The sequence below is a fragment of the Bacillus sp. B19-2 genome (genome assembly GCF_022832475.1).
In the GTDB taxonomy this organism is placed as follows: domain Bacteria; phylum Bacillota; class Bacilli; order Bacillales; family Bacillaceae; genus Bacillus; species Bacillus paralicheniformis.
Genome location: NZ_JALHKQ010000005.1, coordinates 96,934 through 110,794 on the forward strand (window position 1 = coordinate 96,934; position 13,861 = coordinate 110,794).

The following is a 13,861-nucleotide window of genomic DNA, read 5'->3' on the forward strand; positions in this document are numbered from 1 at the left end:
TTTTGTTGAAACAATGGAAAAGCGAAGGAAAAGGTGAATTCACCCTTTCCCAGCTCGGAGGATGCGGCGAAAATGTCGTTATTGAAGACGGGGTCCGCATTTTTCATCCGGAAAACATCTATATCGGAGATAACGTTTATATCGGCCATGACACGATTTTAAAAGGCTATTATAAGCATGACCTCATCATCGGTTCAAACAGCTGGATCGGACAGCAATGTTTTATACACGGTGCCGGAGGAGTTACAATCGGAGAATTTGCCGGAATCGGACCGAATGTCCGGATACACGCCGCCTACCATACCGACCCTGATAAACCTGACAGTATAATTTTGTTTTCCCCGCTTACATTCGCTCCTATTCATATTGAAGAAAACTGCAACATCGGGATCGGTGCGTCTATCTTAGCAGGCGTTACGATCGGCGCCCACTCCAAAATCGGAGCAAACGCCGTCGTCAATCGTCATATTCCCCCTTACAGCATAGCGGTAGGCGTGCCGGCAAAGGTGATCAAAAACCGAAGGGTGAAAGATGAGGAGCTCTCATGATTAAATTGATCGAGCCGTATATTACGTTTGAAGAAGTGGAAGCAGAATTAAAAGAAATATTTTCTTCCGGCATGCTGACAAAAGGGCCTTTCGTCAAAACATTTGCAGATGATATTAGTCAGTATGTCAATGCAAAGCATGCTTTTTTAACAACATCGGCTACAACGGCTTTATCGATGTGCCTTAAAAGCCTGAACGTGCAACCCGGAGATGAAGTGATCGTCTCAGATTTTTCGTTTCCCGCCACTGTCAATGTAATAGAAGATTTAGGCGCCAAGCCTGTTTTTGCCGATGTTGACCTTGAAACATTTAACATGCTTCCAGAAGAGCTGGAAAATCAAATCACATCCCGGACAAAAGCCGTCCTTTTTGTGGATGCTTTGGGAAACCCGACAGGCATCACCAACATCAAGCACATTTGTGAAGCGTACGGCTTACCGCTTGTGGATGATGCCGCTTGTGCGATCGGCAGCAGTGAATACGGCTGTAAATCCGGAAAAATTGCAGATCTTACCTGTTTCAGCTTTCACCCCAGAAAGCTGCTTACGACAGGTGAAGGCGGGGCAATTACAACCGACCGGGAAGCGTTGAAAGAATGGCTTTCTGTCAAATTAAACCACGGCGCCGCCATCTCTGACGGTCAAATGGATTTTATGGATTTCGGCTATAACTATAGATTATCTGATATCCAAGCCGCTCTTGGAATTAAACAGCTCCAAAAACTAGATGACATCATTCACCGCAGAAACCTTCAGCAGAAAGCATATAGTGAACGACTTGAACCCCTCGGATTCCAAAGTCAAAAAATCGGTCCTGACGTTGTACACAACATACAATCCGCCGTTTTCAAAGTTCCAAAAAACATCGTTCGCGACGAATTGATTCAATATTTGAGCGACTGCCATATAGAGTCGACTTTCGGCACCTATTGCTTAAGCGGCACTACCTATTACCGCCGCAAATACAGGCAGATTAAACCCAATTCCATTTTTCTTGAACAAAATACGATCACCCTCCCCTGTCATGATCAAGTCAATGTGGATCAGGTAGTCTCAGCCATTCAATCATTTAGCCAACGTAAAGGCTAATCAATCAAAAACATCCCTTTCACAAAATAGTGACAGGGATGTTTTTTTATTCTTAGAAATAAAGAAAGAAAAAAGGCAGTAAACCTACGGTTTACTGCCCCCTGAATCATTCGCGTAGCGTTACAGCGAACTTTCGGGAAAACAAACAATTAAATTGGAAACTTTGCTAATACCCGATTGATATTAAGGGCCGGTCGGACCTGTTGGACCTGTCGGGCCGGTTGGGCCGGTTGGGCCGGTCGGACCTGTTGGACCTGTCGGGCCGGTTGGGCCGGTCGGACCTGTTGGACCTGTCGGGCCGGTTGGGCCGGTCGGACCTGTTGGGCCCGTTGGGCCGGTTGCTCCCGTTGGACCTGTTGCTCCGGTTGGGCCGGTTGCTCCCGTTGGACCTGTTGCGCCTGTCGCTCCGGTTGCTCCGGTTGCTCCCGTTGCTCCTGTTGGACCTGTCGCTCCAGTTGCTCCGGTTGCTCCTGTTGGACCTGTCGGGCCGGTTGGACCTGTTGCGCCTGTCGCTCCGGTTGCTCCGGTCGCTCCCGTCGGACCTGTTGCTCCTGTTGCACCAGTTGCTCCTGTTGGACCTGTCGCTCCCGTCGGACCTGTTGCTCCTGTTGCACCAGTTGCTCCCGTCGGACCTGTTGCTCCAGTTGCACCAGTTGCTCCTGTTGGACCTGTCGCTCCAGTTGCTCCGGTCGGACCTGTTGCTCCAGTTGCACCAGTCGCTCCCGTCGGACCTGTTGGGCCGGTTGGACCTGTTGGACCTGTTCCTCCGCCTTCTACATCTAATAGTGCTACATCATCCACAATGACATTCGCTGTACCTGCCTGCGGCAAAGTATTAATCAAAATGAAAGCCATAGTAGAGCCAGCTGGAGCTGGGGTCGTCGTTTGATAGACTTCAAGCCATGTATTATTTTGAACAATCGGTAGTCTGTTGAACGGGATATTTAAAAAGAGACCTTGGCCTAGAAAATTAAATGAACTATCAAAATAAGACACTTGAATTTGCACCTGAGGCGATGGAGCAGGAAAACCTTCTTTAGCAAGAGAAACTAAAAACTCCAAACCTTCCCCTGCATCTACCGGAACAAATTGTGCAATAAAAGAAGTAACAGCCCCGCCCAGTAATCTTGCCGACCAAAAACCAGAATGAGAAAACTGAGTTGTGACGGTTGCATTTTGGCCTACCCAGGGTGGAAGTGCCCCGTTTTCAAAGCTGCCGTTTACAACCAAATTTTGGATCGACATCTAGGATTTTACCTCCCTTTCACTAGATTAGCTTCAATTCTCTTTTCAAGAATGAAGCTAACATATACTATGTTTCCTTACTAAGCTCGGTCACGTTATTTTCCATACGATTAAAACACATTTATAGAAGCTAAATCCAAGTGAATCAAACTATATTAACTTTAAAGCAATGTTCTTTCACTTAATATGAAACTTCAAAAGGGGAAAGCTCCATTTAGCTTTCCCCCCTCCCTTTAAGGGAACCGAATGAGATTTAAATCTCTATTAAATGCTGCAGCGGAAGTAACATTTGAAGCCGTTGTTACCGCTACCCTAACTGAATAATCAACTGTTGCGGTGGCAGGAACTGTATCAACAATTGTGCTGGCTAATGGAAATCTTTGCGTACCAGCAGCCGCGAGACTTCTATTAAATATTCTAGTTTGAACTAAAGTTCCGCCTCTATAAAGCCTTATTTCAAAAATTATATTACTGTTTGCAGTATTTACGGCTTCTATCGCCAATGCATAATCCACCTTAATATTTTGCCCACTAGTGACCGATACATTAGGAACCGACACAACAGTTACTTCTGTATTTAACGGAATCGTTGGTGGATTGTAAACAGCAGTAGACCCAAATAGATTGTTAAAGAATATAGCAGTTTGTGGGCTGGCTGGTCCTGTTGGGCCGGTTGCTCCTGTTGGACCCGTGGCTCCGGTTGCTCCTGTTGCTCCTGTCGCTCCAGTTGATCCCGTTGCACCAGTGGCTCCGGTTGGGCCGGTCGCTCCCGTTGCACCAGTGGCTCCGGTCGGACCTGTTGGGCCGGTCGCTCCCGTTGCACCAGTGGCTCCGGTGGCTCCGGTTGCACCAGTTGCTCCCGTTGGACCTGTCGCTCCGGTGGCTCCTGTTGGACCCGTGGCTCCGGTGGCTCCCGTCGGACCTGTTGCTCCCGTTGGACCTGTTGCTCCCGTTGCACCAGTGGCTCCGGTCGGACCTGTTGCTCCGGTTGGGCCCGTGGCACCTGTGGCTCCGGTTGGACCTGTCGCTCCCGTGGCTCCGGTTGCTCCTGTCGCTCCTGTCGGACCTGTTGGGCCGGTTGGGCCGGTTACTCCAGTTGGACCCGTTGCTCCCGTTGCACCAGTTGCTCCCGTCGGACCTGTGGCCCCGGTTGCTCCGGTTGCTCCGGTTGGACCTGTCGCTCCCGTGGCTCCGGTTGCTCCTGTCGGACCGGTCGCTCCCGTGGCTCCGGTTGCTCCTGTCGGACCGGTCGCTCCCGTGGCTCCGGTTGCTCCTGTCGGACCGGTCGCTCCAGTTGGGCCTGTCGCTCCGGTTGCACCAGTTGCTCCCGTTGGACCTGTCGCTCCCGTTGGGCCTGTTGCTCCCGTTGGACCCGTTGCTCCTGTCGGACCTGTTGCCCCGGTTGCTCCGGTTGCTCCCGTCGGACCTGTCGCTCCTGTGGCTCCCGTTGGACCCGTTGCACCAGTTGCTCCTGTCGCTCCTGTGGCTCCCGTTGCTCCTGTCGGACCTGTCGCTCCCGTTGCTCCCGTCGGACCTGTCGCTCCTGTCGGACCTGTTGCTCCCGTGGCACCTGTGGCTCCTGTCGGACCTGTTGCTCCCGTTGGGCCGGTTACTCCAGTTGGACCCGTGGCTCCGGTTGGACCTGTCGCTCCCCTGGCTCCGGTTGGACCTGTCGCTCCCGTGGCTCCGGTTGGGCCGGTTGCTCCCGTTGGACCTGTGGCTCCTGTCGGGCCGGTCGCTCCTGTTGGACCTGTTGCTCCTGTCGAACCTGTTGCTCCGGTTGCTCCTGTCGCTCCTGTCGCTCCTGTCGGACCTGTCGCTCCCGTTGGACCTGTCGGACCTGTTGCCCCTGTTGGGCCCGTGGCTCCGGTTGGACCTGTCGCTCCTGTTGCCCCTGTTGGGCCGGTTACTCCAGTTGGACCTGTCGCTCCCGTTGCACCAGTTGCTCCCGTTGGACCTGTCGCTCCTGTGGCACCAGTCACTCCTGTTGGACCTGTTGCTCCCGTTGGACCCGTTGCTCCTGTCGGACCTGTTGCCCCGGTTGCTCCGGTGGCACCTGTGGCTCCGGTGGCACCTGTTGCTCCTGTCGGGCCGGTTGCTCCTGTTGGACCCGTCGCTCCCGTTGCTCCCGTCGGACCTGTCGCTCCTGTTGGACCTGTCGCTCCTGTCGGACCTGTTGCTCCCGTGGCACCTGTTGCTCCTGTCGGACCTGTTGCTCCTGTCGGACCTGTTGCTCCCGTGGCCCCTGTTGCTCCTGTCGGGCCTGTCGCTCCTGTTGCTCCCGTCGGACCTGTGGCTCCGGTTGGGCCGGTTGCTCCCGTTGGACCTGTGGCTCCCGTTGGACCTGTTGCTCCGGTTGCTCCTGTCGGACCGGTCGCTCCCGTTGGACCTGTCGGACCTGTTGGGCCCGTGGCTCCGGTTGGACCTGTCGCTCCTGTTGCCCCTGTTGGGCCGGTTACTCCAGTTGGACCTGTCGCTCCCGTTGGGCCTGTCGCTCCTGTTGCACCAGTTGCTCCCGTTGGACCTGTCGCTCCCGTTGGGCCTGTGGCTCCGGTTGCGCCTGTGGCTCCTGTTGGACCCGTCGCTCCCGTCGGACCTGTGGCTCCCGTTGGACCTGTGGCTCCGGTTGCTCCTGTCGGGCCGGTTGCTCCTGTTGGACCTGTCGCTCCCGTTGGGCCTGTCGCTCCCGTTGGACCTGTGGCTCCGGTTGCTCCTGTTGGGCCTGTTGCTCCTGTCGGGCCTGTCGCTCCGGTTGCTCCCGTCGGACCTGTGGCTCCTGTTGGACCTGTGGCTCCCGTTGGACCCGTCGCTCCGGTGGCACCAGTCACTCCTGTTGGACCTGTTGGACCTGTGGCTCCCGTTGGACCCGTCGCTCCGGTGGCACCAGTCACTCCTGTTGGACCTGTGGCTCCCGTTGGACCCGTCGCTCCTGTTGGACCCGTTGCTCCTGTCGGACCGGTTGCTCCGGTTGCCCCGGTTGGACCGGTTGCCCCGGTTGCTCCGGTTGGACCTGTCGCCCCCGTTGGACCCGTTGCTCCTGTCGGGCCGGTTGCTCCTGTTGGACCCGTTGCTCCCGTCGCTCCCGTTGCTCCCGTCGGACCTGTCGGACCTGTCGCTCCTGTCGGACCTGTCGCTCCCGTTGGACCTGTCGCTCCTGTCGGACCTGTTGCTCCCGTTGCACCTGTGGCTCCTGTTGGACCTGTTGCTCCCGTTGCACCTGTGGCTCCTGTCGGACCTGTTGCTCCCGTTGCACCTGTGGCTCCTGTTGGACCCGTCGCTCCCGTCGGACCTGTTGCTCCCGTTGCACCTGTTGCGCCTGTCGGGCCGGTCGCTCCCGTTGGACCCGTTGCGCCTGTCGGACCTGTTGGTCCTGTGGCACCAGTCACTCCTGTTGGACCTGTTGCTCCAGTTGGACCCGTCGGACCGGTTGCTCCTGTTGGACCTGTCGCTCCCGTGGCCCCCGTGGCTCCGGTCGGGCCGGTCGCTCCCGTTGGACCCGTTGCGCCTGTCGGACCTGTTGGGCCGGTTGCTCCCGTGGCTCCGGTTGGACCTATCGCTCCCGTCGGACCTGTCGCTCCCGTTGGACCCGTCGCTCCGGTTGCTCCCGTTGGACCTGTTGCTCCTGTGGCTCCGGTTGGACCTGTGGCTCCCGTGGCCCCCGTGGCTCCGGTCGGGCCGGTCGCTCCCGTTGGACCCGTTGCGCCTGTCGGACCTGTTGGGCCGGTTGCTCCCGTGGCTCCGGTTGGACCTGTCGCTCCCGTCGGACCTGTCGCTCCCGTTGGACCCGTTGCGCCTGTCGGACCTGTTGGGCCGGTGGCTCCCGTTGGACCTGTCGGACCTGTCGCTCCGGTTGGACCTGTTGCTCCTGTCGGGCCGGTGGCTCCTGTCGGACCTGTTGCCCCGGTTGCTCCTGTCGGACCTGTTGGGCCCGTGGCACCAGTGGCTCCTGTCGGGCCGGTGGCTCCTGTTGGACCCGTTGCTCCCGTCGGACCTGTCGCTCCTGTCGGACCGGTCGCTCCAGTTGGACCTGTCGCTCCTGTTGGACCTGTGGCTCCTGTCGGACCTGTTGGTCCCGTGGCACCAGTGGCTCCTGTCGGACCTGTCGCTCCGGTTGCTCCTGTCGCTCCTGTCGGACCTGTCGCTCCTGTTGGGCCCGTGGCTCCGGTTGGACCTGTCGCTCCTGTCGGACCTGTCGCTCCCGTTGGACCTGTCGCTCCTGTTGGGCCCGTGGCTCCGGTTGGACCTGTCGCTCCTGTCGGACCTGTCGCTCCAGTTGGACCTGTCGCTCCTGTCGGACCTGTTGGGCCCGTGGCACCAGTGGCTCCTGTCGGACCTGTCGCTCCCGTGGCTCCCGTCGGACCTGTTGGGCCCGTGGCTCCTGTTGGGCCGGTTACTCCAGTTGGACCCGTTGCTCCGGTTGGACCCGTTGCACCTGTGGCTCCTGTTGGACCTGTCGCTCCTGTCGGACCGGTTGCTCCCGTTGCTCCTGTCGCTCCGGTTGCCCCGGTTGCTCCTGTTGCTCCCGTCGGACCGGTTGCCCCGGTTGCTCCTGTCGGACCTGTTGGTCCCGTGGCACCTGTGGCTCCTGTTGGACCTGTCGCTCCCGTGGCTCCCGTCGGACCTGTTGGGCCCGTGGCTCCGGTTGGGCCGGTTACTCCAGTTGGACCCGTTGCTCCGGTTGGACCCGTTGCACCAGTGGCTCCTGTTGGACCTGTCGCTCCCGTTGGACCTGTCGCTCCTGTCGGACCTGTTGCTCCCGTGGCACCTGTTGCTCCCGTTGGACCTGTCGCTCCGGTGGCACCAGTGGCTCCTGTTGGACCTGTGGCTCCCGTTGGACCCGTCGCTCCGGTGGCACCAGTCACTCCTGTTGGACCTGTTGGACCTGTGGCTCCCGTTGGACCCGTCGCTCCGGTGGCACCAGTCACTCCTGTTGGACCTGTGGCTCCCGTTGGACCTGTCGGACCTGTCGCTCCTGTCGGACCTGTCGCTCCCGTTGGACCTGTCGCTCCTGTCGGACCTGTTGGTCCCGTGGCACCTGTTGCTCCTGTCGGACCTGTTGGTCCCGTGGCACCTGTGGCTCCTGTCGGACCTGTTGGTCCCGTGGCACCTGTGGCTCCTGTTGGACCCGTCGCTCCGGTTGCTCCTGTTGGGCCTGTTGCTCCTGTCGGGCCGGTTGGACCTGTCGGGCCTGTTGCTCCTGTCGCTCCGGTTGCTCCCGTCGGACCTGTGGCTCCTGTTGGACCCGTCGCTCCCGTCGGACCGGTTGCTCCTGTTGGACCGGTTGCTCCTGTTGGACCCGTCGCTCCTGTCGGACCTGTCGCTCCGGTTGGACCTGTTGCTCCCGTTGCCCCCGTTGCTCCTGTCGGGCCGGTTGCTCCCGTCGGACCTGTGGCTCCGGTTGGACCCGTCGCTCCCGTTGCTCCCGTCGGACCTGTGGCTCCGGTTGGACCCGTCGCTCCCGTTGCTCCTGTCGGGCCTGTCGCTCCTGTCGGACCTGTCGCTCCGGTTGCTCCTGTCGGACCTGTCGCTCCGGTTGCTCCTGTCGGACCTGTCGCTCCGGTTGCTCCTGTCGGACCTGTCGCTCCGGTTGCTCCTGTCGGACCTGTTGCTCCTGTCGGGCCTGTCGCTCCTGTTGGACCTGTGGCTCCCGTTGGACCTGTTGCTCCTGTCGGACCTGTTGCCCCGGTTGCTCCTGTCGCTCCGGTTGCTCCTGTTGGGCCCGTGACTCCAGTTGGACCTGTCGCTCCTGTGGCACCTGTTGCTCCCGTGGCCCCTGTTGCTCCCGTGGCTCCGGTTGGACCTGTCGCTCCCGTTGGACCCGTCGCTCCGGTTGCTCCTATCGGACCTGTTGGGCCGGTTATTCCAGTTGGACCTGTCGCTCCTGTGGCACCTGTTGCTCCCGTGGCCCCTGTTGCTCCCGTGGCTCCGGTTGGACCTGTCGCTCCTGTGGCACCAGTCACTCCTGTTGGGCCGGTTGCTCCCGTTGGGCCGGTTACTCCAGTTGGACCCGTCGCTCCGGTTGCTCCCGTCGGACCTGTTGCTCCTGTCGCTCCCGTGGCTCCGGTGGCACCTGTTGCTCCTGTCGGGCCGGTTGCTCCTGTTGGACCCGTCGCTCCCGTTGCTCCAGTTGGACCCGTCGCTCCCGTTGCTCCCGTCGGACCGGTTGCTCCCGTTGGACCTGTGGCTCCGGTTGCTCCTGTCGCTCCGGTGGCTCCTGTTGGACCGGTGGCTCCTGTCGTGCCGGTCGCTCCTGTTGGACCTGTGGCTCCGGTTGGGCCGGTTGCTCCCGTTGGGCCGGTTGCTCCCGTTGGACCCGTGGCTCCGGTTGCGCCTGTCGGGCCGGTTGGACCTGTCGCTCCCATTGGTCCCGTTGCTCCGGTTGGACCTGTCGCTCCTGTGGCACCAGTCACTCCTGTTGGACCTGTTGCTCCTGTTGGACCCGTCGCTCCGGTGGCTCCGGTTGGACCTGTTGCTCCTGGTTGATCAATTGTTATCATTGCAACATCATCAATTAGTATTGGTGCCCCTCCACTAAGAGGAAGTTTTTGAATAGTTAACACCCCTATAGCAGTACCAAGAGGAGCAATATTCGTTGTGGCATATATTTCATTCCAAACATTTACTGCAGATAGACGGTTTACTGGAATTGTTAAACTTAATCCCTGCGACAAAAAGTTAAAAGAGGAGTTATAATAATCTACGGTTATTACAATCGCAGGATTAGGAGCGCTGCTAGCTTTTGAAATAGATATAACAAATTCAAAATTCTCTCCCGGGTTAACCAGAAAGCTCTGGGCTAAGATACCAATCGATGAAGTTACTAAGTTAACACTATAAATCCCTGAATGGCTGAAATTAGAAGTAACTACGGCATTAAATCCTGTCCAAGGTGGCAGAGAACCGGTTTCGAACCCTCCATTTATTATTCGATTTTCAATGGTCAATCACGTTTCACCACCCTTTCTCAAAAATTGAGATAATAATATCCCTCAAACAAAATATGAAATATCTATGAATACCGTTTGGATAGAACTCTATTTCTCTGAATTTTTATAACCCCAATCGCTATGAATGATAAATTTATAATCATCTAATCGATAAAATCCGTATTTCCTTAGAATCTTTTCTATCAATTTAAACAAAAACCCCCTTTAAGCTTTATGAAAACTTAAAGGGGACTCTTCATTTTACAATCAATCAAATATTACAGCATTTAGCGCTCTCGTATTAACGTTGGCTGCCAAGAGGTTAGTCCCTGTTACATTAATTCTAACCTCATAAGTTTGTGTTCCTGAACCTGGTGAATCAACCCATGTAAGGTTAGGAATATCACCATATACACGAACCGAACCTGCCGATTTTTCATCCTGAGAATCAACAGACACTTGTGCAATAGCGCCATTATTTCTATATAATGTGAAAATTATACTGTATTCAAAAGTAGTAGCTGGCCCTATGATAATATCAACTTCAGCCATAGAATCGAGTTTTATATTCTGTCCGGCTGAAGAGGTAACAGTCGTCGTTAGAATTGGTGTTTCGGTTCCAACTGTAAGTGAAACAGGGTCAGTTGACTGCGCCGGTGTTCCCAACAGACTTCCTGGTCCGGTTGGGCCAGTTGCCCCTGTTGCTCCGGTCGGACCTGTCGCTCCTGTTGGACCCGTCGCTCCCGTTGGACCCGCGGCTCCTGTCGGACCCGTTGCGCCTGTTGGGCCGGTCGCTCCAGTTGCCCCTGTTGCTCCGGTTGGGCCGGTCGCTCCTGTTGGACCCGTCGCTCCCGTCGGACCGGTTGCTCCTGTTGGACCGGTTGCTCCCGTTGGACCAGTTGCTCCTGTTGGACCCGTCGATCCTGTCGGACCTGTCGCTCCTGTTGGACCAGTTGCTCCTGTTGGACCCGTCGGACCGGTTGCTCCTGTTGGACCCGTCGGACCGGTTGCTCCCGTTGGACCCGTCGCTCCCGTCGGACCGGTTGCTCCCGTTGGACCCGTCGCTCCCGTTAGACCCGTCGATCCTGTCGGACCTGTCGCTCCTGTTGGACCGGTTGCTCCGGTTGGGCCGGTCGCTCCGGTTGCTCCTGTTGGTCCTGTCGCTCCGGTTGCTCCGGTTGGTCCTGTCGCTCCGGTTGCTCCGGTTGGTCCTGTCGCTCCGGTTGCTCCGGTTGGTCCTGTCGCTCCGGTTGCTCCGGTTGCTCCTGTCGCTCCGGTTGCTCCGGTTGCTCCTGTCGCTCCGGTTGCTCCGGTTGCTCCTGTCGCTCCGGTTGCTCCTGTTGGTCCCATCGATCCTGTCGGACCTGTCGCTCCTGTTGGACCGGTTGCTCCCGTTGGACCCGTCGCTCCTGTCGGACCCGTCGCTCCTGTCGGACCTGTCGCTCCTGTTGGACCAGTTGCTCCTGTTGGACCCGTCGCTCCCGTCGGACCGGTTGCTCCTGTTGGACCGGTTGCTCCCGTTGGACCAGTTGCTCCTGTTGGACCCGTCGCTCCCGTCGGACCGGTTGCTCCCGTGGGACCCGTCGCTCCTGTCGGACCTGTCGCTCCTGTTGGACCAGTTGCTCCTGTTGGACCGGTTGCTCCCGTGGGACCCGTCGCTCCTGTCGGACCTGTCGCTCCTGTTGGACCCGTCGCTCCCGTCGGACCGGTTGCTCCCGTGGGACCCGTCGCTCCTGTCGGACCGGTTGCTCCTGTTGGACCCGTCGCTCCGGTTGCTCCTGTTGGTCCTGTCGCTCCGGTGGCTCCTGTTGGACCCGTCGCTCCGGTTGCTCCTGTTGGACCGGTTGCTCCCGTTGGACCCGTCGCTCCTGTCGGACCTGTCGCTCCTGTTGGACCCGTCGCTCCTGTTGGACCCGTCGCTCCCGTCGGACCTCCTCCACCCTCAACACTCAATAGAGCAACATCATCCACAAGCACGCTTGCAGTTCCCGCCTGCGGAATGTTGTTGATCAAAATGAATGCCTGGGTGGTGCCAGGGGGAGCAGGTGAAGTTGTTTGATAGACTTCAAGCCATGTCCCATTTTCGGCTGCCGGTATTCTGCTTGACGGCACAGTGGCAAATAACCCGTATCCGAGAAAATTAAATTGACTGTTAAAATAAGTAACTTGTATCGTGACAGAAGGTGCCGGGAGAAATCCCGCTCTCGCAAGAGAAACGAGAAATTCGCTTCCTTCCCCAGCCCTGGCCGGAACAAATTGAGCAATATATGATGTGACTGGTCCGCCCAAAAATCTTGCAGAGAAAAATCCTGAGTGCGAAAACTGGCTTGTAACAGATGCGTTTACGCCTACCCAAGGCGAGAAGGTTCCCGTCTCAAATCCCCCGTTCATCACCGCGTTTTGAATGGACATTTTTCCACCCCCAGTTCTTTTCATTTTCTGGCTGCAATGATCTTTAAAAGATATTGAAGCTCTATATCCTATGATCTCTCTTTTTTGCAGACACGTTATATAACACAGATAAGATTGAAAAACCGTTTATTTCAGCAATCGGCCTGGATTGCCCACAGCCGTTTTACCTGCGGGAACATCCTTTGTGATGACGGCGCCCGCTCCGATGACCGCATGCTCCCCGATGATGACCGCCGGCAGCAATGTTGCGTTGTTTCCGATTTTCGCTCCTCTTTTAATAGTTGGACCTTGATACGGGTAGTTTCCCATTCCCATATATTTATCATTTGATGTGGAACAGCAAGGGCCGATAAACACTTCATCTTCGATCGTCATATCAGCGGTGATATAGCAGCCCGTTTGAATCGTCACTCTCTTTCCAATTCTGGTATTGTTTTCAACCATCGCGTTTCGTCCTATAATGCTTTCTCTTCCGATCGCGACATTTTCGCGAATGCTCGCCATGTCTCCCACGAAAACACCTTGTTCCAACAGCACGTCCCGATAAATAACAGCGCTCGCTCCGACTACGACATCATCTTCTATCCGCAAAAGCGCTCCTGTCTGCTTCGGCTGGCGGGCCATTTTTTTATTTGAAGAAGCCGCTTTGCCAAGGACGGCCAAATCGCCGATTTTTACCCCGCTGCCGATCTGAGTATCCTTTTTAATAATGGCATGATGACCGATTGTTACGTTATCCCCGATGACCACATTTTCTTCAATGACAGCATGCTCTCCCAATACCACGTTCTTTCCGATCTTTACGGTTTCATGAATCATTGCTTACATCCTCCATTTCTCATTTACACCTGCTGTAGCATATTCAATGCGGACGTGATGAGAAACGGCTGCATAAAAAAACACGGCCGCCGTCAGGCGCACCGTGCTACTTTTCTCTTCTTGCAAAATCGACAAACCGGAATTTATCCAGGCGGTGTCTGCTTTCCGTATATTGAAACAAGGTCGTATCATCAAGGAAAACAAAATTTTTCACGACCACAATGTGCTCGTATCCGTTCAGATCTAAATATTCTTGATCCTCTACCGTACATGGCTCGACTACAATTTCCTTATGAGCATAGCTGATGACGAGCCCGCATTCATCTTCAAGGTATTGGTAGATCGAGTCCTCGCATATTTCTTTCGTTAAGAGCGGCACATGCTTGCGGATAAAATAGTCTTTATCCAGGATGATACGCTCTCCGTTAATATTCCGCGATCTGACGACGCGCCATACCTCTTCATCTCCGGAAGTGCGAAGCTGCTTTTGAATATATGCATCCGGATGCGTCAAGCCGAACTCGTGAACCGTCGTGCTTGTCTCTTTGCCAAGCGTTTCTGAAAGCTCCTTAAAGCTGACCAAACCGGAAACCGGGAACTGCATTTTCTCCCTGTGCAGCACGACTGACCCCTTTCCTTTGATCTTTTGAATATATCCGTTCTGGGCAAGCACATTCAGCGCTTTCCGAACGGTTTCCCTCGAGGTGTCGTGCTGTTCGGCAAGGTCGTTTTCAGACGGCAGGATATCTCCGGCATTCAGTATGCTTTGATCGATTTGTTCTGCAATTTGTTTGTAAATCATCATATACTTGTTGATCTTCAT

Annotated in this window: 7 protein-coding genes and 1 pseudogene; 2 read left to right on the forward strand and 6 right to left on the reverse strand. The window is 56.2% G+C overall.

The window, feature by feature from the left end; translation table 11 throughout:
* The first annotated feature begins 5 nt into the window (after nt 1-5).
* Both MST20_RS18265 and MST20_RS18270 read left to right on the forward strand, forming a co-directional pair.
* Complete coding sequence (locus MST20_RS18265) at nt 6-548, forward strand: acyltransferase (protein WP_243944006.1); 543 nt, start codon at nt 6-8, stop codon at nt 546-548.
* The gene (locus MST20_RS18270) at nt 545-1,636 is read left to right on the forward strand and encodes a DegT/DnrJ/EryC1/StrS family aminotransferase (protein WP_243944008.1); all 1,092 of its coding nucleotides are present in this window, start codon (nt 545-547) and stop codon (nt 1,634-1,636) included. The genes MST20_RS18265 and MST20_RS18270 overlap by 4 nt, the downstream gene beginning before the upstream one ends.
* A gap of 183 nt (nt 1,637-1,819) precedes the next feature.
* Here MST20_RS18270 and MST20_RS18275 read toward each other — a convergent pair whose 3' ends face one another.
* The 6 genes and pseudogenes from MST20_RS18275 to treR form a co-directional block, all read right to left on the reverse strand.
* Nucleotides 1,820-2,881, reverse strand: coding sequence for an NTTRR-F1 domain (locus MST20_RS18275; protein WP_279600187.1), 1,062 nt, complete (start codon nt 2,879-2,881; stop codon nt 1,820-1,822).
* A gap of 233 nt (nt 2,882-3,114) precedes the next feature.
* Complete coding sequence (locus MST20_RS18280) at nt 3,115-9,378, reverse strand: hypothetical protein (RefSeq protein WP_481747923.1); 6,264 nt, start codon at nt 9,376-9,378, stop codon at nt 3,115-3,117.
* 3 nt (nt 9,379-9,381) lie between these two features.
* Nucleotides 9,382-9,825, reverse strand: a pseudogene (locus MST20_RS21445) (NTTRR-F1 domain); the annotation flags it as partial.
* 249 nt (nt 9,826-10,074) lie between these two features.
* A complete protein-coding gene (locus tag MST20_RS18285) occupies nt 10,075-12,219 on the reverse strand; it encodes an NTTRR-F1 domain (protein WP_243944011.1) in 2,145 nt (714 codons plus the stop codon).
* Between the two features lie 126 nt (nt 12,220-12,345).
* Nucleotides 12,346-13,038: an N-acetyltransferase gene (locus tag MST20_RS18290; protein WP_243944013.1), complete on the reverse strand. Its 693-nt coding sequence runs from the start codon at nt 13,036-13,038 to the stop codon at nt 12,346-12,348.
* Nucleotides 13,039-13,144: 106 nt separating this feature from the next.
* Nucleotides 13,145-13,861 carry a trehalose operon repressor gene (gene treR / locus MST20_RS18295; protein WP_243944015.1) on the reverse strand — a complete coding sequence of 239 codons (717 nt, stop codon included), beginning with the start codon at nt 13,859-13,861 and terminating at the stop codon, nt 13,145-13,147.